Annotated in this window: 19 protein-coding genes; 8 read left to right on the forward strand and 11 right to left on the reverse strand. The window is 74.2% G+C overall.

All coding sequences use genetic code 11. The annotated features are described in order from the left end of the window. Positions 1-95 precede the first annotated feature (95 nt). Positions 96-2048: a helicase HerA-like domain-containing protein gene (locus tag RSE42_RS12035; protein ID WP_415296369.1), complete on the forward strand. Its 1953-nt coding sequence runs from the start codon at positions 96-98 to the stop codon at positions 2046-2048. A 133-nt stretch (positions 2049-2181) separates the two neighbouring features. On the opposite strand, the gene leuS is transcribed toward RSE42_RS12035, so the two are convergent. Further along, complete coding sequence (gene leuS, locus RSE42_RS12040) at positions 2182-5181, reverse strand: leucine--tRNA ligase (RefSeq protein WP_415296371.1); 3000 nt, start codon at positions 5179-5181, stop codon at positions 2182-2184. Between the two features lie 67 nt (positions 5182-5248). Here leuS and RSE42_RS12045 point away from each other — a divergent pair, with 67 nt between their 5' ends. Then, the gene (locus RSE42_RS12045; RefSeq protein WP_051876945.1) at positions 5249-5695 is read left to right on the forward strand and encodes a YbjQ family protein; all 447 of its coding nucleotides are present in this window, start codon (positions 5249-5251) and stop codon (positions 5693-5695) included. A gap of 33 nt (positions 5696-5728) precedes the next feature. Here RSE42_RS12045 and RSE42_RS12050 read toward each other — a convergent pair whose 3' ends face one another. The 6 genes from RSE42_RS12050 to RSE42_RS12075 form a co-directional block, all read right to left on the reverse strand. Further along, positions 5729-6385 (reverse strand): vitamin K epoxide reductase family protein, encoded by a 657-nt coding sequence (locus tag RSE42_RS12050; RefSeq protein WP_415296372.1) that lies wholly within the window; start codon positions 6383-6385, stop codon positions 5729-5731. 147 nt (positions 6386-6532) lie between these two features. Beyond that, positions 6533-7810, reverse strand: a complete 1278-nt coding sequence (locus tag RSE42_RS12055; RefSeq protein WP_415296373.1) for an MFS transporter — start codon at positions 7808-7810, stop codon at positions 6533-6535. 116 nt (positions 7811-7926) lie between these two features. After that, positions 7927-8655, reverse strand: a complete 729-nt coding sequence (locus RSE42_RS12060; RefSeq protein ID WP_061266759.1) for a metal-dependent transcriptional regulator — start codon at positions 8653-8655, stop codon at positions 7927-7929. Positions 8656-8689: 34 nt separating this feature from the next. Further along, the gene (locus RSE42_RS12065) at positions 8690-9394 is read right to left on the reverse strand and encodes a YceI family protein (RefSeq protein WP_076405581.1); all 705 of its coding nucleotides are present in this window, start codon (positions 9392-9394) and stop codon (positions 8690-8692) included. A gap of 54 nt (positions 9395-9448) precedes the next feature. Continuing rightward, positions 9449-11356: a metallophosphoesterase gene (locus RSE42_RS12070; protein ID WP_415296375.1), complete on the reverse strand. Its 1908-nt coding sequence runs from the start codon at positions 11354-11356 to the stop codon at positions 9449-9451. A gap of 97 nt (positions 11357-11453) precedes the next feature. Then, positions 11454-13013, reverse strand: a complete 1560-nt coding sequence (locus RSE42_RS12075) for an MFS transporter (protein ID WP_232322540.1) — start codon at positions 13011-13013, stop codon at positions 11454-11456. Positions 13014-13238: 225 nt separating this feature from the next. Between RSE42_RS12075 and RSE42_RS12080 the strand changes: the two genes are divergently transcribed. Continuing rightward, a complete protein-coding gene (locus RSE42_RS12080) occupies positions 13239-13865 on the forward strand; it encodes a TetR/AcrR family transcriptional regulator (RefSeq protein ID WP_232322539.1) in 627 nt (208 codons plus the stop codon). Between the two features lie 91 nt (positions 13866-13956). Here RSE42_RS12080 and RSE42_RS12085 read toward each other — a convergent pair whose 3' ends face one another. The 3 genes from RSE42_RS12085 to RSE42_RS12095 form a co-directional block, all read right to left on the reverse strand. Beyond that, entirely contained in the window at positions 13957-15693 is a 1737-nt protein-coding gene (locus tag RSE42_RS12085) for a hypothetical protein (protein ID WP_415296377.1), read from the reverse strand. 134 nt (positions 15694-15827) lie between these two features. Further along, positions 15828-16280 carry a VOC family protein gene (locus RSE42_RS12090; protein ID WP_415296378.1) on the reverse strand — a complete coding sequence of 151 codons (453 nt, stop codon included), beginning with the start codon at positions 16278-16280 and terminating at the stop codon, positions 15828-15830. A gap of 127 nt (positions 16281-16407) precedes the next feature. After that, a complete protein-coding gene (locus RSE42_RS12095; protein WP_415296380.1) occupies positions 16408-17466 on the reverse strand; it encodes a Ku protein in 1059 nt (352 codons plus the stop codon). 91 nt (positions 17467-17557) lie between these two features. Between RSE42_RS12095 and RSE42_RS12100 the strand changes: the two genes are divergently transcribed. Further along, positions 17558-17860, forward strand: a complete 303-nt coding sequence (locus tag RSE42_RS12100) for a DUF1905 domain-containing protein (protein WP_031315545.1) — start codon at positions 17558-17560, stop codon at positions 17858-17860. 41 nt (positions 17861-17901) lie between these two features. On the opposite strand, the gene RSE42_RS12105 is transcribed toward RSE42_RS12100, so the two are convergent. After that, complete coding sequence (locus tag RSE42_RS12105; RefSeq protein ID WP_255181325.1) at positions 17902-18600, reverse strand: GTP pyrophosphokinase family protein; 699 nt, start codon at positions 18598-18600, stop codon at positions 17902-17904. Positions 18601-18815: 215 nt separating this feature from the next. Here RSE42_RS12105 and RSE42_RS12110 point away from each other — a divergent pair, with 215 nt between their 5' ends. The 4 genes from RSE42_RS12110 (at position 18816) to RSE42_RS12125 (ending at position 24574) form a co-directional block, all read left to right on the forward strand. Next, positions 18816-21500 (forward strand): ATP-dependent DNA ligase, encoded by a 2685-nt coding sequence (locus RSE42_RS12110; RefSeq protein WP_415296383.1) that lies wholly within the window; start codon positions 18816-18818, stop codon positions 21498-21500. Between the two features lie 73 nt (positions 21501-21573). Next, positions 21574-22824: a YncE family protein gene (locus RSE42_RS12115; RefSeq protein WP_415296385.1), complete on the forward strand. Its 1251-nt coding sequence runs from the start codon at positions 21574-21576 to the stop codon at positions 22822-22824. Next, a complete protein-coding gene (locus RSE42_RS12120) occupies positions 22821-24038 on the forward strand; it encodes an amidohydrolase (protein ID WP_415296387.1) in 1218 nt (405 codons plus the stop codon). Before RSE42_RS12115 ends, RSE42_RS12120 begins: the two co-directional genes overlap by 4 nt. Positions 24039-24166: 128 nt before the next feature. Then, a complete protein-coding gene (locus RSE42_RS12125) occupies positions 24167-24574 on the forward strand; it encodes a VOC family protein (RefSeq protein ID WP_021482782.1) in 408 nt (135 codons plus the stop codon). Positions 24575-24616: the final 42 nt, after the last annotated feature.

Genomic DNA, 24616 nt, shown 5'->3' on the forward strand with positions numbered 1-24616 from the left:
AGCCGAGCGCCGCGGGGACGAAGGTCCCCGAAGGTCGTGACGACCGTCCGGGCGCGGCCGGGCGGCCGCCCGCGCCGCGCCCTAGGATCCGAGGCATGGGCGACGACGCACCGACCGACCCGGAGATCCTGGCGCTGCGCGCGGCCGCCGCGCAGGCCGCCGCGGAGGCGGCCGAGGCACGCGCCGCCGCGGCGCGGGCGGCGCTCGAGGCCGCCGAGGCGGCGGCGCGCGGCGACGCCCCCGAGCCGGACGCCCCCGCTCCCCCGGCCTCCGCTCCCTCGACCGACGCGACCCCTGCCGACGCGCCGCCCGGGGACGCTCCCGCGGCCGAGCCGTCCCCGACGGACGCACCACCGGAGCCGGCGCCGACCGGCCCCGCCCGGGACGCACCGTCGCCCCCCGGCGACGGGTACGCCGCGCAGGTGGCGGCGGGCTACGCGTACGCCGGCGGCACGCTCCCGCTCGGTGCGCTGCTGGAGGGTACGGAGGGCGGCGACCCGTCCCCCCGCGCCGACGTCCAGGTCGGGTTCGCGCTCTCGATGCTCAACCGGCACGGGCTCGTGGCGGGCGCGACGGGCACCGGCAAGACGAAGACGCTCCAGGGCATGGCGGAGGGCCTGTCGGCGGCGGGCGTCCCCGTGTTCCTCGCCGACGTCAAGGGCGACCTGTCGGGGCTCGCCGTGCCGGGCACGTCGTCCGCGAAGATCGTGGAGCGCGCGGCGTCGATAGGCCAGGACTGGAGCCCGACGGCGTACCCCGTCGAGGTGTACTCGCTCGGCGGCCTCGGCACCGGGGTGCCGATCCGGACGACGGTCGCGGACTTCGGCCCGCTCCTGCTCGCCAAGGTGCTCGGCCTCAACGAGACGCAGGAGTCGAGCCTCGGGCTCATCTTCCACTGGGCCGACGCGCAGGGCCTCGCGCTGCTGGACCTCAAGGACCTCCAGGCCACCATCGCGTACCTGACGTCCGACGAGGGCAAGGCCGAGCTCCGGGGCATCGGCGGCGTGTCGGGCGCGACGGCCGGCGTGATCCTGCGCGAGATCGTCGCGCTCCAGGCGCAGGGTGCGGACGTGTTCTTCGGCGAGCCGGCGTTCGCGACGTCGGAGCTGCTGCACACGACGCCCGACGGGCGGGGCGTCGTCTCCGCGCTCGAGCTCCCCGCGGTGCAGGACCGTCCGGCACTGTTCTCCACCTTCCTCATGTGGCTGCTCGCCGACCTGTTCCAGGAGCTGCCCGAGGTGGGCGACGTCGAGAAGCCGCGGCTCGTGTTCTTCTTCGACGAGGCGCACCTGCTGTTCACGGGCGCGTCGAAGGAGTTCCTCCAGCAGGTGGTGCAGACGGTGCGCCTCGTGCGGTCCAAGGGCGTCGGCGTGTTCTTCGTGACGCAGAGCCCGAAGGACGTCCCCGCCGACGTGCTCGCGCAGCTCGGGAACCGCGTCCAGCACGCGCTGCGCGCCTTCACGCCCGACGACGCCGCGGCCCTGCGGGCCGCGGTGCGCACCTACCCCACGTCGCCGTACGACCTCGAGCGGCTGCTCCAGTCGCTGGGGACGGGCGAGGCCGTCGTCACGGTGCTCACCGAGAAGGGCGCGCCCGCCCCGGTGGCGTGGACACGGGTCCGTGCGCCGCAGTCGTCGATGGATCCCGCGCCGGCGTCCGTGCTCGACGGCATCGTGGCGGCGTCGCCCGCGACGGCCCGGTACGGCACCGCCGTCGACGCCGAGTCCGCGTTCGAGCTCCTCCAGGTGCGCGTCCAGGAGCAGGCGGCGGCGCGCGCCGCCGCCGACGCGGCCGAGGCCGAGGCGGCCGCGCAGGAGAAGGCGGCGAAAAAAGCCGCCCAGGAGGCCGAGCGCGAGGCGAAGAAGGAGCAGGCCGAGCTGGAGAAGATGCGGGCGAAGCTCGAGCGCGAGGCCGCGACGGGGCGCTCGCCCTCGTCCGGGTCCTCCCGGTCGCGGTCGTCGAGCCCGCTCGACTCGTTCCTCCGCTCGGCGGGCACCCAGCTCGGCCGCGAGCTCACCCGCACCATCTTCGGCACCCGCCGCCGCTGATCCGCCACCCGGTGGGTGCGGGAGACCGTCGCGCCGGGACCGGTCCAGCGCGGCTGTCTCGACCCGTGAGTGCCGGAGATCGTCGCGTCCGGCTGCCTGGGACGCGACGATCTCCTGCACTCAGCGAACGAGGTCAGACGACGATGTTGACCAGCTTCGGGGCGCGGACGATCACCTTGCGGACCTCGGCGCCGTCGATCGCGCGCACGACGTTCGGCTCGGCGAGCGCGGCCGCCGTGAGGTCCTCCTCCGAGATCGACGGCGGCACCTCGATCCGCCCGCGGACCTTGCCCTTGACCTGCACGATGCACGTCACGGTGTCCTCGACGAGGTAGCGCTCGTCCGCCGTCGGGAAGGGCTCGTGCGCGAGCGAGCGCTCGTGTCCCAGGCGCTCCCACAGCTCCTCCGCGATGTGCGGCGCGACGGGCGCGGTCATGAGCACGAGCGGCTCGACGGCCTCGCGCGGCACGCGGTCGAGCGACGTGAGGTGGTTGTTCAGCGTGATGAGCTTCGCGATGGCCGTGTTGGGGCGCATGTGCTCCATCTCGACGCGGACGTCCGCGATCGCCCGGTGCACGGCGCGCAGCGTCTCGGGCGACGCCGGCTCGTCGACGACCGTCACCTCGCCCGTCTCCTCGGAGACGACGTTGCGCCACAGACGCTGCAGGAACCGCTGCGACCCGACGACGGCGCGCGTCTCCCACGGGCGCGACAGGTCCAGCGGGCCCATCGACATCTCGTACACGCGGAACGTGTCGGCGCCGTACTCGGCGTACATCTCGTCGGGCGTGACGACGTTCTTGAGCGACTTGCCCATCTTCCCGTACTCGCGCTGCACGACCTCGCCGTTCCAGCGGTACACGACCTCGCCCGAGCCGTCGGGCGCGGGCTCCTCCGTGACCTCGGTGGCGGGGACGTACTGGCCGCGCGCGTCGGTGAAGGCGTACGCCTGGACGTAGCCCTGGTTGAAGAGCTTGTGGAACGGCTCGACGCTCGACACGTGGCCCAGGTCGTAGAGGACCTTGTGCCAGAACCGCGCGTAGAGCAGGTGCAGCACGGCGTGCTCGACACCGCCGACGTACAGGTCGACGCCCCCGGCGCGGCCCGCGCTCGGGTTGTGCTCCGGGCCCATCCAGTAGCGCTCGAGCTCGGGGTCGACGACCGTGTCCTGGTCGCCGCCGTCCCACTGCGGGTCGAGGTAGCGGAGGTAGTACCAGCACGACCCGGCCCAGTTGGGCATCGTGTTCGTGTCGCGGCGGTACTGCTTCGGCCCGTCGCCGAGGTCGAGCGTGACGTTGACCCACTCGTCGTTGCGGCCCAGCGGCGCCTCGGGCGACGAGTCGGCGTCGTCCGCGTCGAACGTGCGGGGCGCGTAGTCGGGGACGTCCGGCAGGTCGACGGGCAGCAGAGCGTCGGGGATCGCGACGGGCTGGTCGTTCTCGTCCCAGACGATGGGGAACGGCTCGCCCCAGTAGCGCTGGCGGCTGAACAGCCAGTCGCGCAGGCGGTACGTCGTCGTGCCCTCGCCGATGCCCTTGCCCACGAGCCACTCGGTGATGCGGCGTTTCGCCTCGGGCACGTCGAGCCCGTCGAGCGAGATCTCGTCGTTCGCCGAGCCGACGACCACGCCGTCGCCCGTGTACGGGCCCGTGAAGTCCTCCGGCAGCCCGTCCGCGGGCTCGACCGTGCGCACGACCGGCAGCCCGAACGCCTCGGCGAACGCGAAGTCGCGCTCGTCGCCGCCGGGGACGGCCATGATTGCGCCCGTGCCGTAGCCCATGAGCACGTAGTCGGCGGTGAAGACCGGGATCGCCTGGCCGTTCACGGGGTTCACCGCGAGGTGCCCCGTGAACACGCCCGTCTTCTTGCCGGCGTCGGCCTGGCGCTCGACAGCGGTCTTCGCGGCGGCCTCGCGGCGGTACGCCGCGACGGCCTCGACCGGCGAGCGGTGCCCGCCCGTCCACGCGCTCGACGTGCCGTCCGGCCAGTGCGCCGGGACCTCGTCGAGCAGCGGGTGCTCGGGCGAGACGACCATGAACGTCGCGCCGAACAGCGTGTCCGGGCGCGTCGTGAAGACCTCGACCTCCGCGCCGGACTCCGCCGCGGCGTCGTTCGCCCCGTCGGGCGTGCCGAGCACGGCGAACCGCACGAGCGCGCCCTCGCTGCGACCGATCCAGTTGCGCTGCATCGCCGTGACCTTCTCGGGCCAGTCGATGAGGTCCAGGTCGTCCGCGAGGCGGTCGGCGTACGCGGTGATGCGCATCTTCCACTGGCGCAGGCTGCGCTGGAACACGGGGAAGTTCCCGCGCTCCGAGCGGCCGTCGGCGGTGACCTCCTCGTTCGCCAGGACCGTGCCCAGGCCGGGGGCCCAGTTCACGGGCGACTCGTCCACGTACGCGAGGCGCTGCGCGTCGACGACGGCGCGGCGCTGCTGGGGCGTGAGGCTCGCCCAGCCGGCCCCCTCCTCGACGCCCTCGACGCCGCCCGGCACGGGGCGCGCGCCCGACGCGAGCTCGGCCTCGAGCTCGGCGATCCGGCGGGCGCGGCCACGACCGCCGTCGGGGCGCAGGGCCTCGGGGTCGTACCAGGAGTCGAAGATCTGCAGGAAGATCCACTGCGTCCAGCGCACGTACTCGGGGTCGATCGTCGCGAACGTGCGGCGGGAGTCGTGCGCGAGCCCGAGGCGGCGCAGCTGCCGGCGCATGTTGGCGATGTTCGCCTCGGTGGTCACGCGCGGGTGCTGCCCCGTCTGCACCGCGTACTGCTCGGCGGGCAGGCCGAACGCGTCGTAGCCGAGGGCGTGCAGCACGTTCTCGCCGCGCATGCGCCGGAACCGGCCCACGACGTCCGTCGCGATGTACCCGAGGGGGTGCCCCACGTGCAGGCCCGCGCCCGACGGGTACGGGAACATGTCCATGATGAAGTACGGGCTCGCGCCCTCGGGGCCGTCGCCCTCGCCGTCCGTCAGGTCGCCCGTGGGGTTCGCGGCCCAGAACGTGCCGCGCTGCTCCCAGAGCTCCTGCCACTTGAGCTCGATCTGCTCCGCGAGCGCCGGCGTGTAGCGGTGGGCGGGGCCGCCCGCGGCGGGGGCGTCCGGGGCGTGCGGGATCGAGGTCGTGTCAGGCGTGGTCACCCGGCCGAGTTTACCGGCCGTCGCACGGCCCGACGGCGGCCGTCCGCCCCGTGCGAGGATGTGCGGCGTGATCATCGTGACGACCAACGACGTGCCCGGCTACCGCATCGACGCGGTGCTCGGCGAGGTCATGGGCATGACCGTGCGCAGCGCCAACCTCGGGGCGAACTTCGTCGCGTCCTTCCGCTCGATCGGGGGCGGGGAGGTCAAGGAGTACACGCAGCTCGTCTACGAGTCGCGCCAGGAGGTCATGCACCGCATGGTGCAGGAGGCGCAGCGCCGCGGGGCCAACGCCGTCGTCGGGATGCGCTTCGACACGGGCGAGATCGCGGCGTCGTTCTCGGAGGTGTGCGCGTACGGCACGGCCGTCGTCGTCAGCCCGCTCGCCGCGGGCCAGCCCGGCGCGACGGCGCAGTCCGCCCACCAGGCCCAGGGTGGGCCGTCCGCTCCCCCGCAGCCGGGCGGCCACGGCTACCCGCAGGACGCCGCGCCGGACCAGCCGGCCTGGCGCTGACGCGACACGGCACCACCGGCGCGGCGGCGCCGGTCAGAACAGCGAGACGATGATCGGGCCCTTGACCAGCACGATCCACGCGACGAGCGCGACGTAGGCGATCGCCAGGAACAGGTTCCGGTTGCGGACGAGGGTGCGGCGCACGCCCTCGCCCGCGGGCAGGTAGCCCTCCTGCACGGCGTGGACCACCTGGTACCAGAACAGCGGGAGCATGGCGAACCACACGACCATGCAGTAGGGGCACATCGCGGAGATCGCGTACATCGTCGTCCACATGAGGAAGACGATCAGGCCCATGCCGAGCGTCGTCCCTCCGAGGAGTGCGAGCCAGTACCAGCGCGGCGGGCGGGCGCCCGCGAGCAGGACCACGCCCGTGGTGATCACCACGGGGAACGCCGCGATCCCGAGCAGCGGGTTGGGGAAGCCCAGGAGCGCGCCCTGCCACGAGTCCATCGCGTCGCCGCAGTCGAGCAGGGCGTTGACGCTGCACGAGGCGACGTGACCCGGGTCGGCGAGCTTGAGGTACTTCTCGATCGCGAGCGCCGCCGAGCCGGCGAGGCCGATCGCGCCCAGCACGACGAGCAGCCAGCCCATCGTGCGCGGCCTGATCGGGCGGGGGCCGGACGCGGGCAGCAGCTCGTCGTCGGGCCCGGCGGACACGTTCGCACCGGCGGTGGCGCTCTTGCTCACGGGGACGCTCCTCGTGGGTCACCGGCTCCCGCCGGACGTGACGGCGCGCACGGCGGTGCGCGCACGGCACAACCTACCGCGCCCCGCTGGGACCTGGCTGGGAGACACCGGACCACCGCACGGGCGCCACCTCGGTCGGTCGGCGGGCTACCGCGGCGGCGCGACGGCCGCCGACGGCGCGTGCGCGTCGTCGGGCAGCGTGGCGACCACGACGCCCGCGGGGCGGCGACCGGCGACGAGGATGATGGTGAGGCCGGCCACGGTGAGCACGACGCCCGTCCAGGCGGGCGCGAGGTAGCCCCAGCCGGCGGCGATGACGAGCCCGCCGAGGAACGCCCCGTTGGCGTTGCCGACGTTGAGCGCGGAGTGGCACAGCGCCGCACCGAGCGACGGCGCCGACGGCGACAGGTCCATGAGCCGCGTCTGGAGCGACAGGCCGAGGATCTGCGACGTGACGCCGAGGAGGAACAGCGACAGCACGGCCGGGACGGGGTGCTGCCCGGTGAGCGCGAAGAGGGCGAGCATCGCCCCGGTCGACACGAACCCGAGGTACACGGTGCGCATCACCGAGCGGTCGGCGAGCCGGCCGCCGAGCACCGTCCCGACGGTCATGCCGACGCCGAAGATCGCGAGCACGAGCGGCACCGCGCCGGACGCGAGCCCGGTGACGCGCGTGACGGTCGGCTCGACGTAGGAGTACACGGCGAACATGCCGCCGAACCCGATCGCGGCGCCGACGAAACCCGTCCACAGCGGACCGTTGCGCAGGGCGCCGAGCTCGCGCCGCACGCTCGTGTCCTCGTTGCCCGCCCCGGCGGGGATCAGCCGCCACAGCGCCAGGAGCGTCACGAGCCCGAGCGCCCCGACCACGACGAACGCGGCCCGCCAGCCGAGCTGCTGCCCGGCGAACGTGGAGAGGGGGACGCCGACGACGTTGGCGATCGTCAGGCCCGCCATCATCGTCGCGACGGCGCGGCCCCGGCGGCCAGGACCCGCGACGGCCGCGCCCACCGCCGCCCCGACGCCGAAGAACGCGCCGTGCGGCAGCCCGGCGAGGAAGCGCCCGGCGACGAGGGTCTCGATGCTCCCTGCCGTGGCGGAGAAGAGGTTCCCGAGCGTGTAGAACGCCATGAGCGCGAGGAGGAGCGTCTTGCGCGGCACGCGTGCCGCGGCGACGGTGAGCAGCGGCGCGCCGACGACGACCCCGACGGCGTAGGCCGTGATCGCGTGGCCGGCGGTCGGGATGGACGTGCCGAGGTCGGTCGCGATGTCGGACAGGAGCCCCATGGTCGCGAACTCGGTCGTCCCGATGGTGAAGCCGCCCATCGCGAGCGCGAGCAGCGCGGGTCCGGCGCCGCGCAGGCGGCCGGCGTCGCGCGGCTCAGGGGCGTCCGACGGCGGTGCGGTCGGGGTGGCGTCGGTCATTGGGTGTCCTCGTGCGTCGGTCGGGCGGGTCGGGCGAGCGGCTCGGACCGAGGTGTCGAATCGATTCGAGCCCGGTCGGCGACATCGGCGACGAGAAGAAGGGGCCGGCGACCAGTCTAGGCGGAGACGGGCTCGGCGCGCACGACCCACACGTGGTCCGCCGCGCGCAGACCGAGCTGGGCGGGCGCCGCCGGGCGGCCTTCCGGCACCGGCTCGACGCCCTCCGCCGGCGGCGACCAGACGACCGAGAGGATGCCCGCGTACTCGCGGCGCTCGCGGACCTCGACGCCCGTGTCGAGGCCGACGCCGATCTCGGCGAGGTAGCGCAGCACGTCGGGGTCGGCGTCGGAGATCCGCACCACCGTGCCGCGGTCGCCGACGACGAGCTCCGCGAGCGGGACCGCGGGCGGGCGGACGACGGTCCCGTCGGCGCCGGGGATCGGGTCGCCGTGCGGGTCGCGCGTGGGGTGCCCGAGGCGCGCGTCGATGCGCTCGATGAGCAGGTCGGAGACCGCGTGCTCGAGCACCTCCGCCTCGTCGTGGACCTCGTCCCACCCGTAGCCGAGCTCGGACACGAGGTACGTCTCGAGGAGCCGGTGGCGGCGCACCATCGCGAGCGCGAGGCTGCGGCCGCGCTCGGTGAGCGTGATCGCGCCGTACGGCGCGTGCTCGAGCAGACCCTGGGCGCTGAGCCGCCGGACCGTCTCGGAGACGGTCGAGGCCCCGACGCCGATGCGCTCGGCGAGGAGCTTCGTCGTCACGCGCTCGTCCGCCCACTCCTGGGCGGCCCAGACGACCTTGAGGTAGTCCTGGGCGACGGGCGTCAGGTCGGTCGGGTGGTCCACCCGACCACCCTAGGTCACGGCGTCCGGCGGGGGCTCAGGGGGTCGCGGACCGGACGAGCTCGAGCCGCACCTCGACCGTCCCCTCGTCGCGCACCTGCACGGGCGCGTCGGGCGGCACCGCGATGCCGAAGTCGGAGAAGCGCACGCCGATCGCCCCGGTCGCGAGCACCCCCTGGCCCGACCGCTGCACGTCGAGCGCGACCGTCACGGCCTGGGTCTCGTCGCGGATCGTCAGCGCCCCCGCGGCCTGGAGCCGGACCGTCTCGTCGGTGGCCGCGAGCTCGCTCACGTCGAGCGGCGAGGTGAGCGAGAAGAGCGTGGTCGGGTACAGGTCCGTCTCGAGCGCCTGCTGGAGCTGGCGGTCCGCGACGGACGACCCGGTGCGGAGCGCGGTCGTCGCGACGGTCACTGTCGCGGTCTGCAGCTCCCCGTCCGCGACGCGCAGCGTGCCGGTGACGTCCGGCGTGGTGCCGAGGAGCACCGCCTCGTCCGCCGGGACGTCGAGGACGTCCGCGCGGAAGCCCGCCTCGGAGCCCGGCGCGACGACCCACTCGCCGTCCACGTCGAAGGGCCCGGGCGCGGCCGGGGCCGCGGACGCCGTCTCCTCCCCCGGCGACTGCAGACCCAGCGGGGGCGGGGTGCGGCCCTCCTGCACCTCCGAGTACACGAACGGGGCGAGGAGCACCACGACGAGCGCGAGGACCACCGACACGACGATCCAGCGCGTCGACCTGCTCATACGCCCCATCCTGCCGTGCCGCGCAGCGCGCGGCGAGCACCGACGCGCAGCGGCTCAGCCCTCGCCCGCGGGTTCACCCCCGGCCGGGGCGTCGACGGGCGCGTCGCCGTCGGGCACGTCGCTCTCGGTGCCGACCTCGGTGCCGGCCTCCTCGACGACCGGCTCGCCGGACGGCGTGGGCCACGCGATCCGCGGCCAGACCTTTGCAGACTCGTCCGTCCCGATCTGCACGAGCTGCCAGTCGACGATGCGCCGCCGCTCGGGGTCGAAGCGCAGCACCGTCATCTCCGCGGTGCCCTTGAGCGGTCCGATGCGGAGCTGGTCCTTGACCGCGCCCGCGGTGCTCCCGCTCACGTACCGGACGCCCCCGCCCGTCCGCTCCGGACCGGACCGGGTGTGCATGTGCCCGGAGACCTGGTTCGGGACGCAGCCGGAGTCGAGCGCCTCGTTCCCCATGCGGGGTGTGTGGATGAGGAGGAGGTCGATCGGGTCGCCGTCCTCCTGCTCGGCGCACGCGACCTCGGTCAGCCGGGCCGCGTACTCCTCCGGCGTCTCCTCGCGGGGCGGCTGGCTGCCGAGCCCGAGCCGCGTCTCGAGCGGGTCGCGGTCGCCGAGGATGCGGATCCCCTCGACCTCGACGACCTTGCCGTCCAGGACGGTCTGGCCGTTCGCGCGCTCCTGCGCCGAGGTCTCGACGCTGTCGTGGTTGCCGTCGGCGACGACCATCGTCACGCCCTTCGGCACCGCGGAGGCGAACGAGTCGACGCAGAACGACTCGACGGCCGTGCCGTTCATCGTGGTGTCGCCGGCGTTGAGGACGACCGACGCCCCCGACCGCTCCACCGCGGTCCGGATGAGCGGGGCCATGCCGGTGTTGCAGTGCAGGTCGCTCACCACGAGGAGCGTGACGAGGTCCTCCTCCGCCGCGGGGGCGGGCCGCGGCGTCGGCTCGTCGCCCGCCTCGGTGTCGGTCTCGCCGTCGGTCTCGGTCTCGGTGTCGGAGCCGTCGTCGGGCGCGCCGGGCTCGTCGGCTCCCGCGTCGGTCCCGTCGTCCGTGCCCGACGTCGTCCCCTCCGTCGCGTCCGGGGCGTCGCCCGTCGCGTCGGGGGCGTCGGAGGACGCGCCGTCGGACGGCTCGTCGGAGGCCCGGTCGTCGGACGTGCCCGCCGCGGCGGGACGCGGCGCGGTGAGGCGCTGGATCCGGTCGCGCCGGTCCCAGGCCGCGACGAGGTGGGCGTCCGCGCGTGCGTAGAAGTCCTCGTTCTCGCGGTAGAGGTCGATGAGCATCGCGCCGTAGGTGTCGACGACGCCCGCGAGCCGGCCGGTGATGCGCGCGCCCTCGAGCGGGGTCCCGTCGAACACCGCGGACGCGCGCTGGGACGGCCCGGCCGTCGTGCCCGGGTCGCTCGCGACGAGCGACGCCCCGACGAGCGAGACGAGCACGACGCCCGCGGTGATCTCGTACGTGCGCGGCGCGACCCGCTCGCTGAGCTCGCGCCGGCGCGGCGGGCCGAGCAGGAGGGAGAGACCCGCACCGACGGCCGCGACGACGAGGATCGCGAACCCCGTGCGGCGCAGCGCGTCGACGACGAGGGCGCGCGCGACGGAGCCGATCGTCTCCTGCGGGCCGCCGAAGAAGCGGAGGTAGTCCTCGAGGTCCTGGGACAGACCCTCCAGCGTGTCCGCCTGCCCGACGGCCGTGAGGTCGGCGGGGATCTCCTCGACCGTGACGTCGGCGCCCAGGCCGAGCGGCAGCGGCGAGTCGATCTGGATGGTCCCGAGCGGGCCGAGGTCGACGGTGACGAGGCCGTTCGTCGTGACCTCGTACAGCGCCTCGTGCGGGCCGAGGCTGCGCTCGGCCGTCGCCGTCGTGACCCCCCACACGACGCACGGCACGAGGGCGAGCAGGATGCCGAGGGTCCAGCGGACCCAGCGGGGCGGGGTGCGGTGCGGACGGCTCATCACCGCCCAGCCTCCCGGATCGCGGCTCTCGTCGCCAACCGCGAGCGCCGCGCGCCCCGCCGCGAGGGCGCGGCGGGGCGCGCGGGGCGGCGCGTCGTCAGGACTTCGCGCCCCGCAGCGTGACGAGCGCCACGCCTGCGGCGACGAGCATGAGCACCACGCCGATGAGCGACGTCGTGCCGACGCCGCTGCCGAACGCGGCGTGCGCGGAGTCGAGCAGCGCCTGCGCCTGCCCCGCGGGCAGGGTCGAGGCGACCTGGGTCGCGCCGCCGAGCGTCTCGGCCGCGGCGACGGCGTCGGCCGCGGGGACGCCCTGCGGGACGACGACGTTCGCGTGGTACGACGCCGTGAGGATGCTCCCCAGGACCGCCGTGCCGAGCACGGCGCCCACCTCGTACGCGGTCTCGGAGATCGCGGACGCGGCACCCGCCTTCGCGGCGGGGACGGACGACACGATGAGGTCGTTCGACACGGTCTCGGCCGCGCCCACGCCGAGCGAGAGCACGACGAACGCCACCATGAGCAGCGCGAGCGTGCTCTGCCCGGCGCCCGCGGCGACGATCGCGTAGCCCGTCGCGGAGAACAGCAGCGCGACGGCGACGACGTGCGCCGGGCGCACGCGCCGCACCACCCGGACGACGCCGAGCCCGGCGACGATCATGACGACCAGCCCCGGCAGGAGCGCGACGCCCGCCTGCATCGGGCCGAGCCCGAGCACGAGCTGGACGTCCTGCGACACGAAGAACAGGAAGCCGACGAGCGAGAACACGGACAGCAGGTTGACGAGCACCGCCCCGCTGAAGGCACCGCGCGTGAAGAGGCGGACGTCGATCATGGGGTCGGACCGGTGGAGCTGACGGCGCACGAACAGCACGCCCGCGGCGAGCCCGACGGCGACGCTCACGAGCGCGACCACGCTCGGGCCGGACTTCGCGAAGGTCTTGATGCCGTAGACGACCGGCGTCATGGTCGCCATGACGAGCACGATCGACAGGACGTCGATCCGGCCCGGCGCGGGGTCGCGCGACTCGGGCACGAAGAACGGCGCGAGCGCGAGCAGCAGCACGAGCACCGGGACGGCGAGGAGGAAGACCGAGCCCCACCAGAAGTGCTCGAGGAGGAAGCCGCCGACGATCGGCCCGAGCGCGGACCCGGCCGCGAACCCGGCGGCCCAGACGGCGATGGCGAGCCGGCGCTCCTCGCGGTCGGTGAAGACGTTGCGCAGGATCGAGAGCGTCGACGGCATGAGCATGGCGCCGAAGAAGCCGAGCGCGGCGCGCGACGCGACGAGCGCGCCGGCGCTGGGCGCGTAGGCCGCAACCACGGAGACGGCGGCGAAGCCCACCGCGCCGGTGAGGAGCAGCCGACGGCGGCCGACACGGTCGGCGAACGAGCCCATCGGCACGAGCAGGCCGGCGAGCACGAGCGGGTAGATGTCGATGATCCACAGCAGCTGCGTCCCGGTGGGGCGCAGCGACTCGGAGATCTGGGGCAGCGCGAAGCTGAGCACGGTGTTGTCGACCGACACGAGCAGCACCGGGAGCATGAGCACGGCGAGCGCGAACCAGCGGCCGGCGGCGCCGCGCGCGGGTCCGCGCGTCGCGGGCTCGTGCTGGGCGGCGGTCCCGGTCGGGGTCGTCGTCACGGGGGTCGTCACGGCGAGGGGTCCTTCCACGTCTTCCGGGCGGCCGGGGCGACGCGGTGGCGCCGAACTTCCAGACCGTCCAGACGGTATAGTAACGACGGGACAGGCCACCGTCATCCCGCCCTCGACTGTGACGCTGCGCACCGCGCCGCCTCCCCCGACCGACGTCCCCGCACCGGCCGCGGGCTCGCGGTTCACCGGCCTGCGGGTCCGCACGGGCCGACTACCCTCGGTGCCATGCCGCCGCCCCCCGCTGCTCGCGCCAAGGTCCTGCGGGCGTTCGCGTCCCTGCTCGTCGAGCAGGGCGAGCGCGCCGCCACGCTCGAGGCGGTCGCCGAGCGCGCCGGGGTGTCGAAGGGCGGGCTGCTCTACCACTTCGGCTCCAAGGACGCGCTCGCCGACGGCCTCACCGAGCACCTCCGGGAGCTCACCGCCGCCGACGTGGAGGCCATGCGCGCCGCCCCCGCGGGGGCCGTCGACTACCTCATCCGCACCTCGACGCTCGTCGACACGGAGTTCGAGCTCGTCTACCTCGCCGTGTCCCGGCTCGCGCAGGGGTCGTACCCGCGCGCCCGTGCTGCGCTCGACGGCGCGCACGACGCGTGGACCCGCGCCGTGCTCGACGAGGTCGGCGACCCCGTCGTCGCCCACGCGATCGTCCTGCTCAGCGACGGCCTCTACGCGCACGCCGCGCTGAGCAGCGACGTGCTCAGCCGCGTCACGGGCGGCGACGAGGGGGACGACGGCGACGGCACGCCGGGCGAGGACCTCGCCTTCCGCGGCCCCCGCCCCGGCGACGACGTGGACGACCTCCTCGGCCTCATCGGCGAGCTCGTCGCGCTCCGCCGGACGGCCACCGCCTGAGGCGCCGCCCGGAGGCACGAGAGAGGCCCGGCGGGGCGCCGCAGGGCGCCCCGCCGGGCCTCTCCTCGTAGACCGTCGCGAGTCGGGACTGCTAGCCCCCGAACGAGAACGGCACGGACCGCTCGCGCGTCACCGGCCCGCCGTCGACGTCGGCCGTGAACGAGACGTCCACCTGGCCGTCGACCGGTTCCGACGTCCGCACCGCGAACGCCTGGTACGCGCTCGCCCCGGCCGCGACGCGCGGGAAGTGCTTGCGCCCGAACGGCGTCACGACGCTGACGTCCGCGGCACCGTCGCCCTCGTTCAGGACGCGCACGCCGAGGTAGAGCTTGCCGGCGAGCCAGCGCGGGGTCACGTCGACCGAGAAGTGCGGCCCGGGGTCGTCGGCGCACGGGTCGGCCGTCGGCGCGTCCTCCACCGTGGCGCTGTGGAACACGGTGTACGCACCGCCGTCCGCCGCGACGGTCGCGGAGAGCCGGAGGTCGACGTCGTCCAGCCGCCACGTGGGGTCGTACGTCGGCGACACGGTCCCGTCGTGGTGGGTGACGAACCCCGGCCACGGCTGGCGCGTCGTCCACGGGTGCCCGAACCCGGCGTCGCCGTAGACGACCTCGTACGGCCCTCCCGGGCCCTCCCACTCGATGAAGAAGGTCGAGTTGTCGTCGGTCGCACCGGCCGGCGGGGTCACGGAGATGTCGACGAGAGGCACGCCGGCGTCGCACGTCGGCACGACCGACAGGACCTCGAGCTCGCAGCGCGGTCGGACGGCCGATCCCCAGTGCAGGATGACCTGGCTCTCGCCGTAGAAGCTCCACTGGTCGCTGGCCAGGCTGTCGAACCGGTAGCCGGGCGCCGCCGTCGCGACGATCCCCTCCGCGGTCCGCTCGTACGTGATCTCGGCCGTGTCGTCCGGCAGGACGACGTCGTCCGGCGTCGCGTCGCAGTCCGTCGGCACCACGGGCATGACCGGTTCGACGACCGTCGGCTCGACCCAGCAGGGCTCGGTGCTCCCGGTCTCGGTCCGGTCCAGCGCGTCGTCCGCGGCGTCGAGGGCGACCTCCCACTCCTGGGTGCGCGAGCCGTCGATGGTCCACTCGCCCGAGAAGAACCCGCTCTCGTCGACGACCCCGTCGCCGAGGACCTCCCCGTCGAGCCGGACGGCGACGGCCGTGCCCGCCGGGTATCCCGCGACGTCCACCCACAGCACCTCGCAGTAGGCGCTGACGTCGACGCGCAGGCTCGGGTCGAAGCGGCACGGCTCCGTCGTCCCGGACCAGCTCCGATCGAGCGCGTCCTCGGGCGCGTCGAGCGTGACCGACCAGTCGTGCGGGGTCTGCCAGTCCAGCGGCCAGCCGGTCCAGAAGGAACCGGTGAAGGTCTCGTCGCCGACCACGGCACCGTCGACGCTCACGACGACGCGCGAGCCCTCCGGGTACCCGCCCACGTTGGTCGACAGCTCACCGCACGAGGCCCAGGCGTCGGCCCAGACGTTCGGGTCGGTGTCGCACGGGACGGTGCTGCCGCTGTCGGAGAAGTCCCCGTCCGCGCCGTCCGGTGCGTCCACGACGACGCTCCAGTCGTGCGGGACGGAGAAGTCGAGATCGCGCCAGAAGGAGTAGGACGTGTCGAACGTCGTGCTCTCGACGGTCTCGCCGTCGAGGGTCACGACGACGGACGTGCCCTGCGGGTAGTCGTCGAGGCTGACGTAGAGGGAGTTGCAGGAGGGCTGGACGGAGGGGGTGGCGGCGGCTGCGGGGGTCGCGGTGGCGACGCCCAGCCCGCCGAGGGCCAGCACCGTCCCCACGGTGCCGGCAAGGAGCTTCTTCACTCGGTTCGTGATCCTTCACGAGAGGACGGCGCGCGCCGTCGCGGATGTCGAGCGCATTCAACCAGACCTGGGGGCTGCCTGGACATCCCCGACGAGCCGCGCGTCCTCCGGGCTCACGCGCGGCGGCGTCCGCCTCAGCCCTCGTAGGCGGCGCGCAACGGCACCAGGTCGAGCCTGGACTGCGTCATCATCACGTCCACGACGCGCTGCACGCGCGCGGGGTCGGGGTCCTGCAGCATCGCGAGGAACTCGAGCGGCACGACCTGCCACGACAGCCCGAACCGGTCCTTGAGCCAGCCGCACTGCGACTCCTGGCCGCCGTCGGTGAGCGCCGCCCAGTACTCGTCGACCTCGTCCTGGGACTCGCACTCGACGACGAACGACACCGCCTCGGTGAAGGGGAACTGCGGACCGCCGTTGATGGCGTCGAACCGCTGGCCGGCGAGCTCGAAGTCCGCCGACACGGCGGTGCCGTCGGGCTGGCGGAACACGTCGCCGACCTTCGCGTCGGGGAAGACGCTCGAGTAGAACGTGATGGCCTCCTCGAGGTTGCCGTCGAACCACAGGCTCGGCACGATCGCACGCATCGTCGTCTCCTTCGCAGGGCCTCGCGGGCGGCCGGTCGACCGCCCACCCGTTCCGACGGGCGCCGGGCGCGGAACTCATCGCACCCGCCCCGAGGTCGCGCGGTGCGCGCCCGCCCGCCGCCCGGTGCTAGGCGGACGCCTTCTTCCGGGTCGTCTTCGAGGTGGTCGACTTCTCCTTCGTGGAGGCGGCGCGGCTCGTGCTCTTCTTCGCGGCCGGCTTCGTCGCCGCCTTCTCCTTCGTGCCCGAGCTCTTGCTCGCGCTCGTCGACCGGGAACCGCTCGACCCCTTGCCCGACGACGAGCTCGCGCGGCCGGAACCCGACTTCGCGGTCGACCCGGAGCCCGACCCGGACCGTGAACCTGAGCCTGAACCTGGGGCTTTCCCCCCGCTCGCGCGCGAGCTCTTCGACGACGCGACCGACTTGCGCAGCGCCTCCATGAGGTCGATGACCTCCGCGCCCTCGCTCTCCTCCGGCTGCTCGCCGAAGGTCTCGGCGGTGTCGAGCGCGTCGCCCTGCTCGAGCTTGGCCTCGATGAGCTGGCGGAGCTGCGCCTGGTAGTCGTCCTCGTACTCCTCCGGCGTGAAGTCCGCCTCGAAGCTCGCGACGAGCTGCGCCGACATGGCGAGCTCCTTGTCCGTCACCTTCGCCTCGTCGTCGAGCGAGGGGAACGCGGCCTCGCGCACCTCGTCGGCCCACAGCAGCGTCTGGAGCACGAGCACGTCGTCCCGCACGCGCAGCGCCGCGAGCCGCGTGCGCTGGCGGAGCGCGAACTTCACGATCGCCGTCCGGTCGGTCTCCTCGAGCGTGCGCCGCATGAGCACGTACGCCTTGTTGGACTTCGAGTCGGGCTCCAGGTAGTAGCTGCGGTCGAGCAGGAGCGGGTCGATCTGCTCGCTCGGCACGAACTCCACGACCTCGATCTCGCGGCTGCGCTCGGCGGGGAGCGCGGCGAAGTCCTCGCTCGTCAGCACGACGGTGCGCTCGCCGTCGTCGTACGCCTTGTCGATGTGCTCGTACGGCACGACCTCGCCGTCGATCTCGCACACGCGCCGGTAGCGGATGCGGCCGCCGTCCTTGTCGTGGACCTGGTGCAGCGGCACGTCGTGGTCCTCCGTCGCGGAGTACACCTTGACCGGCACGTTGACGAGGCCGAACGTGATGGCGCCCTTCCAGATGGCCCTCATCCGTCCATGGTGGCGTCACCGGCGCCCGCCCGCGAGGGATACGGCGCGACGTCGGCACCCGCGTGTGGGTGGCCCGCGGCACCATGGACGGGTGGCGGGGACGAGGTTCGAGTTCGAGGCCGAGCTGTGGCGGTGGGAGGCGCGCACCGACAGCTGGGTGTTCGCCGCGCTCCCGGAGGACGTGAGCGACGAGATCGCGGAGCTGCCGCTGCCGCCCGCGGGGTTCGGCTCGGTCAAGGTCGAGGTGACGCTCGGGGCGCAGCGCTGGTCCACGTCGGTGTTCCCCGACGCGCAGCGCAAGACGTTCGTCGTGCCGATCAAGGCCGCGGTCCGCCGCGCCGAGGGCGTCGACGTCGGCGACCGGGTGCGGATCGGCGTCGAGACGCTGGTCTGAGCGGCCCGACGTCGTCGCGCGGCCCGCGCGGGAGCGTCGCCTCAGCCGTCGTGGCGGCGTTCGTGGAACGCCTCGTCGGCGACCTGCGCCGTCCGCATGAAGCTCTCCATCACCTCGCGCGGCGTGGCGAGCTCGTCGGTGTTCTCGACCGGCTCCGGCACGCCGTCGAGGCTGCGGACCTCGTCGTGGATGCGCTCCATCGTCGTGTCGAGGGTCGCGGCGACGTCCGCCGCGAGCTTGAGCGCGTCCGTCAGGTGCTGAGGCACGTCCCGCTGGTACTTGTAGTAGATCTTGTGCTCCAGGCTCGCCCAGAAGTCCATGGCGATCGTGCGGAGCTGGATCTCGACGACGACGTCCTCGACGCGGTCGGAGAGGAACACCGGCACCTGGACGATGAGGTGCAGGCTCTTGTAGCCGTTGCCCTTCGGGTGCGCGATGTAGTCGCGCTCCTCCAGGACCGTGAGGTCGCGCTGGCCCACGAGCAGGTCGCGCACGCGGTAGATGTCGGAGACGAACGAGCACGTGACCCGGACGCCCGCGACGTCGAACATGTTCTCCCGCACGCCCTCCGGGGTGAGCGGGATCCCCTTGCGGCGCGCCTTCGCGACGATCGACTCGAGCGACTTCAGGCGCGAGCCAAGGTGCTCGATCGGGTTGTCGTCGTGCACGTGCCGGAACTCGTCGCGGAGCACGGTGATCTTCGTCATCACCTCGTCGATGCCGAACTTGTAGTTCATCATCAGGCGACGGAACTCGCGGACGCGGGGACCGATCTCCGCGGGGAGCGGTACGTCGTCGGTCGTCAGGTGCGTCACGGTGATCCTCTCGGTCCGGCATCGACCCCGGGCGGGCTCCCCGGCCGGTCGGACAGCCCCACCCAGTGTCCACGGTCGAGGGCGCCGAGAAGTTCCCGCCACGGCGGGCGACGCCGTCGGGCCCGCGCCACGATGGGCCCATGGCCACCACATCCAGCCGGGCGGGCGAGACGGTGAACGTCGGTGGTCACCGCCTGCGGCTCACCAACCTGGACAAGGTCCTCTACCCCGCCACCGGCACGACGAAGGCCGACGTCCTCGCGTACCTCGCGGCCGTCGCCGACGTCATGCTCCCCCACTGCGCCAACCGGCCCGCGACGCGCAAGCGGTGGCCCGACGGCGTCGACGGCCAGGTGTTCTTCCAGAAGAACGCGGGCCAGGGCGTCCCGTCCTGGGTGCGCACGCGGCGCATCCAGCACAAGAGCAGCGCCAACGACTACGTGCTGGTCAACGACCTCGCGACCCTCACGTGGCTCGGCCAGACGGCGTCTCTCGAGCTCCACGTGCCGCAGTGGCAGTTCGGTCGCACCGGGGCGCACCTCGACCCCGACCGCCTCGTCCTCGACCTCGACCCCGGCCCGGGGGCCGGGCTGGCCGAGTGCGCGGAGGTCGCACGCCAGGCGCGGCAGATCCTCCAGGGCATGGGCCTCGAACCCCTGCCCGTGACGAGCGGGTCCAAGGGCATCCACCTGTACGCCGCGCTCGACGGCAAGCAGGACGCCGCGGCCGTCTCCGCCGTCGCGCACGAGCTCGCCCGCTACCTGGAGGCCGAGCACCCCGACCTCGTCGTGAGCGACATGAAGAAGTCGCTGCGCGGCGGCAAGGTGCTCGTGGACTGGAGCCAGAACAACGGCAACAAGACGACGATCGCGCCCTACTCGCTGCGCGGGCGGGAGCACCCCACCGTCGCCGCGCCCCGCACCTGGGAGGAGCTCGACGACCCGGACCTGCGCCACCTCGACCTCGACGAGGTCGTCGAGCGCGTGCGCACCCTGGGCGACCCGCTCGCCGCGCTCACGCAGGGGCACCTCTCCGCGCTCGAGCCCACGCCCGCGCGCATGGCGACGTTCGAGCGCAAGGGGGGTGCGGCGTCGGGCGGCGACGCCGCGGACGGCGGGACGGACGACGAGCGGCCCGACCGCCTGCACCGGTACCGCTCCATGCGCGACGCCGGGCGCACGCCCGAGCCCGTCCCGGACGAGGCGCCGCCGCCGAGCGCGGGCAACAGCTTCGTCATCCAGGAGCACCACGCCCGCCGCCTGCACTGGGACTTCCGGCTGGAGCACGACGGCGTGCTCGTGAGCTGGGCGCTCCCGCGCGGCGAGCCGACCGACCCGAAGAAGAACCACCTCGCCGTCCAGACCGAGGACCACCCGCTCGCCTACGGCTCGTTCGAGGGCACGATCCCGAAGGGCGAGTACGGCGCCGGCGAGGTGACCATCTGGGACGCCGGCACGTACGAGCTCGAGAAGTGGCGCGACGGCGAGGAGGTCATCGTCACGCTCCACGGCGAGCAGCACGGCACGCGCCGCCTCGCGCTCATCCACACGGGCGGCCGCGACGGCCGCGACGAGGACGACTGGCTGATCCACCTCATGGCGCCGAGGCCGAGCCGTCCGGGCGAGAGCGCGCGGGGTCGGGGCGCCGGGGGTGGGGAGGAGGCGCCGGGTCTACCATCCGCGGCTCGTCCCTCGCCGCTCCCGCCAGACCCGCCACGACCCGGCACCTCCTCCCCACCCCCGGCTTCGCCGTCGGCTCGCGGCGCGTCGTCGCCCGACGACCACGGTGCTCCAGAGCCACGGCCCGCGCGGACGGACTGGCGGCCGATGCTCGCGTCGCCCGCGTCGGCGGGCGACCTGCACGACGGCGACGCGTGGGCGTTCGAGATGAAGTGGGACGGGTTCCGGACGCTCGCGCACGTGTCCGAGGGGCGCGTGCGGCTCGTGAGCCGCTCGGGCAAGGACATGTCGGTGACGTACCCGGAGCTGCAGGCGCTCGCGGAGCAGGTCCCGGCCGAGGCGCTGCCGGTGGTGCTGGACGGGGAGATCGTCGCGCTCGACGCGCGGGGGCGGCCGAGCTTCCGGCGTCTCCAGCAGCGCGCGAACATCGCCAAGCCGGGGGACGTCGCCGCGGCGCGACGGCGCGTCACGGTCGACCTCATGGTGTTCGACGTCCTGGAGACCGGCGGGCGGTCGCTCGCGAAGCGCCCGTACGACGAGCGGCGCGAGGTGCTGGAGGACGTGCTGCGCGACGCCGTCGCCCCGGTGCACGTGCCGCCGGTCTTCGACGGGGACCTGGAGGCCGCGATGGAGACGTCGAGGCGGCTGGGGCTCGAGGGCGTGGTCGCGAAGCGGCGCGACGGGACGTACTCGTCGGGCCGCCGCTCGGCGCTGTGGCTGAAGCTCAAGCACGCGCAGTCGCAGGAGGTCGTCGTGGTCGGGTGGCGGCCGGGCCACGGCGAGCGGACGCACCTCGTCGGGTCCCTGCTGCTCGCCGTGCCCGACGACGGCCGCCTCGTCTACGTGGGCCGGGTCGGGTCGGGCTTCACGGACGCCGAGCGACGCGACCTGGTCGCCGAGCTCGACCGGATCGGGCGCACGACGCCGCCCGCGGTGGGCGTGCCGCGCGAGGACGCGCGCGACGCGCACTGGGTGTCGCCGCGGCGGGTCGCGGAGGTCGTCTACGCCGAGTGGACGGGCGCCGGGGAGGGCGACGGCGACGACGTCCCGTTCGGCAAGCTGCGCCATCCCGTCTGGAAGGGGTGGCGCCGGGACAAGTCGCCGGACGATGTCGTGCTGGAGGCGCCCGCGACGCTCGAGGGCTGACCCGGCCGCGATCCTCGGTCGGTCGCCGCATCACGCCCGCGGAGCGCTCGCACGATTGGTATACCATTTGGCCATGGCTGCCCCTCCCCTCCCGCGCCGCACCGACCGGCCCGGGGACCGTCGGCCACGCCGCGCGGCGGCGTGGGCCGCGGCGCTCGGCGTCGCTGTCCTCGCCGCGTGCACGCCCGCCGGGGCGGGCGACGACGCCACGCCCGACGCACCGCCGAGCCCGGCCGCCTCGCCGCAGGCTCCGGCGACGACGCCCGCGGACGGCCCGGCGGCCCCCGCACCCGACCCCGTCCCCGCCGTCGAGACCCCGCGGTTCCTGCTCGCGACCGAGGCGGAGTCCGACGGCCTCGCGATCGTCGACCCGACGATCCGGGAGGGCAGCGCCGTCGTCGACCGCATCGAGGTCGGGGCCGCGCCGTGGGGCGTCGCCGTGCACGCCCCGACGATGCGCGCCTACGTCTCGACGGCCCAGGGCGTCGCCGTCGTGGACCTCGCGACGCGCGAGCGGGTCGACCTCCTCCCCTACCGGGACGCGCCCGCGCGCGTCGCGTTCGGCGAGTACCGCCGCGGCGGCATGGGCATCGCCGTCTCGCCCGACGGCGCCCGCGTCCACGTCGCCGTCCACCGCGGCGACTCGTCGACGCTCGAGACGATCGACGTCGCGTCGCGCGAGGTCGTCGCGAGCACGCCCGTGGGGCTGCGACCGTTCGACGTGCTCGTCGCCGCCGACGGCAGCGAGGTCTACACCGTCGACCACGACGCGTTCTCCGTGCACGTCGTCGACACCACGACGTTCGAGGCCCGGCGGATCGAGGTTGCGCCCTTCGGCACGGACGGCGGGCTCGCGTCGTTCGAGAAGCCGCACTACGCGGTGCTCGACGACGACGGCTCGCTCCTGCTGCCCTACCAGGGCCGCGTGCTGGTCCGCCTCGACCCGGCCACCGGCACGACGACGACCGTCGCCTCGGCGGCGGACAGCCACCAGCACGGCGTCGCCCGCGCGCCCGACGGCCGCGTCGTCGTCGTGGGCAACGGCCCGTTCGGCAACGCCACGGGCGGGCCGAACGTGACGGTGCTCGACCCGGCGACCGGCGCGGAGCAGGTCGTCCCGCTCACGCGCCGCCACGAGACCGTGACGACGTGGACCGACCCCGCGACGGGCCGCCCGAGCGCCGTGCTCGCCGGCGGGTACACGCAGGCCGAGGCGTGGGACGGCGCGACCGTCGTCGACCTCGGCACGCTCGACACGTACGAGATCCAGATCCCCGGACGGCCCCAGGTCGTCGTCCCGCTGCCGGAAGGACCCGCCGCATGACCACCGCCCGCACCCCCGAGACCGTCACCGTCCTGCGCGACGTCCGCCCCTGGGGCGGCGAGCCGGTCGACCTGCACGTCGCGGACGGCCGCATCGCCGCGGTGACGCCGCACGACCCGGCGGCCGGCACGGTGCCGGAGGCCGGCGTGGTGGACGGCCGCGGCCTGCTCGCGCTCCCGGGCCTCGTCAACGCCCACGCGCACGTCGACAAGAGCTGGTGGGGCCGGCCCTGGGTGAGCTACGGCGGCGAGGCGACGACGCAGGGCCGCATCGCGCACGAGCGCGCGCACCGCGACGAGCTCGGCATCCCGGGCGTCGACGTGACGCTCACGGTGCTGCGCGAGTTCGTGCGGCACGGCACGACGGCGATCCGCACCCACGTCGACGTCGACCTCGGCCTGGGGCTGCGCGGCATCGAGGTCGTGCGCGAGGCGCTCGCCGCGCTGGACGGGGCCGTGCACGCCGAGATCGTCGCGTTCCCGCAGGACGGCGTGCTGCGCCGGCCCGGGGTGCTCGACCTGCTCGACGCGGCCGCCGCCGCGGGCGCGGAGCACGTCGGCGGCCTCGACCCGGCGTCGATCGACCGCGACCCCGTCGGCCAGCTCGACGGGCTGTTCGCGATCGCCGAGCGGCGTGGCGTCGGGGTCGACGTGCACCTCCACGACGGCGGGGACCTCGGCGCGTTCCAGGTCGAGCTCATGATCGACCGCACCCTGCGCGCCGGCCTCCAGGGGAAGGTCAACGTGGCGCACGGCTTCGCGGTCGGCGACGTCCCGGCGTCGCGCCAGGCGGACCTCGTCGCCGCGATGGGCGAGGCCGGCATCACCATGACCACGGTCGCGCCGATCGGTGCCGCTCCCCTGCCCGTGCACGCGCTGCGCGCGGCGGGCGTCGCCGTCGGGCTCGGCACGGACGGCATCCGCGACCTGTGGTCCCCCTACGGGACCGGCGACCTCCTCGCGCTGACGACCCAGCTCGCCCGCCTCTCGCGCTTCCGGTACGACGAGGAGCTCGTCACCGCCGCGCGCGTCGCGACGTCCGACGCCGCGCGCTTCGTCGGCCGCGACGTCCACGACCTCGTCGTCGGCGCACCCGCGGACGTGGTGCTCGTCGACGCGGAGAACGTGCCCGACGCCGTCGTGCGCGCCCCGCGCCGCGCGCTCGTCGTCGCCGGCGGCCGGGTCGTGGCCCGCGACGGCGACGTGCTCGTCTGACGTCGCGCCGAGGCAGGGCGGCGCCCGGTCGCGCCACCGCGCGGCCGGGCGATGAGTTCCCGGGCGGGCCGTCGTCTACCCCGACGACACCCGCACCGGGCGACCCGCCCGCCACACCGGAGGACCGCATGAGCACCCAGATCTTCGTCAACCTGCCCGTCCAGGACCTCGACGCCGCCAAGGCGTTCTACACCGCGCTGGGGTACACCGTGAACGAGCAGTTCACGGACGAGAACGCGTCCTCGATCGTCCTCAGCGACACGATCTACGTGATGCTCCTCACCGCGGAGTTCGCGCAGCGGTTCACGAACAAGGCGATCGCCGACGCGACCGCCACGACCGAGGTGATCAACGCCCTGAGCGTCGGCTCCCGCGCCGAGGTCGACCGGCTCGTCGACGCCGCGTTCGCCGCCGGCGCGACGGCGGTCAAGGACCCCCAGGAGGAGGGCGGTTTCATGTACTCGCGGAGCTTCGCCGACCTCGACGGGCACCAGTGGGAGGTCCTCCACATGGACCCCACCGCGTTCGAGGGCTGACCGCGCCGCGGGAATCCGTCGGGCGTCCGCGGGGTTGCCGCC

It is taken from the genome of Cellulosimicrobium sp. SJTW-1, assembly GCF_047716875.1.
In the GTDB taxonomy this organism is placed as follows: domain Bacteria; phylum Actinomycetota; class Actinomycetes; order Actinomycetales; family Cellulomonadaceae; genus Cellulosimicrobium; species Cellulosimicrobium funkei.

Coding starts and splice junctions, on each gene's coding strand:
- RSE42_RS12035 (WP_415296369.1), top strand. CDS start 96: ATGGGCGACGACGCACCGACCGACCCGGAGATCCTGGCGCTGCGCGCG.
- RSE42_RS12055 (WP_415296373.1), bottom strand. CDS start 7,810: ATGACCGACGCCACCCCGACCGCACCGCCGTCGGACGCCCCTGAGCCG.
- RSE42_RS12065 (WP_076405581.1), bottom strand. CDS start 9,394: ATGAGCAGGTCGACGCGCTGGATCGTCGTGTCGGTGGTCCTCGCGCTC.
- RSE42_RS12070 (WP_415296375.1), bottom strand. CDS start 11,356: ATGAGCCGTCCGCACCGCACCCCGCCCCGCTGGGTCCGCTGGACCCTC.
- RSE42_RS12080 (WP_232322539.1), top strand. CDS start 13,239: ATGCCGCCGCCCCCCGCTGCTCGCGCCAAGGTCCTGCGGGCGTTCGCG.
- RSE42_RS12090 (WP_415296378.1), bottom strand. CDS start 16,280: ATGCGTGCGATCGTGCCGAGCCTGTGGTTCGACGGCAACCTCGAGGAG.
- RSE42_RS12095 (WP_415296380.1), bottom strand. CDS start 17,466: ATGAGGGCCATCTGGAAGGGCGCCATCACGTTCGGCCTCGTCAACGTG.
- RSE42_RS12105 (WP_255181325.1), bottom strand. CDS start 18,600: ATGATGAACTACAAGTTCGGCATCGACGAGGTGATGACGAAGATCACC.
- RSE42_RS12110 (WP_415296383.1), top strand. CDS start 18,816: ATGGCCACCACATCCAGCCGGGCGGGCGAGACGGTGAACGTCGGTGGT.
- RSE42_RS12115 (WP_415296385.1), top strand. CDS start 21,574: ATGGCTGCCCCTCCCCTCCCGCGCCGCACCGACCGGCCCGGGGACCGT.
- RSE42_RS12120 (WP_415296387.1), top strand. CDS start 22,821: ATGACCACCGCCCGCACCCCCGAGACCGTCACCGTCCTGCGCGACGTC.
- RSE42_RS12125 (WP_021482782.1), top strand. CDS start 24,167: ATGAGCACCCAGATCTTCGTCAACCTGCCCGTCCAGGACCTCGACGCC.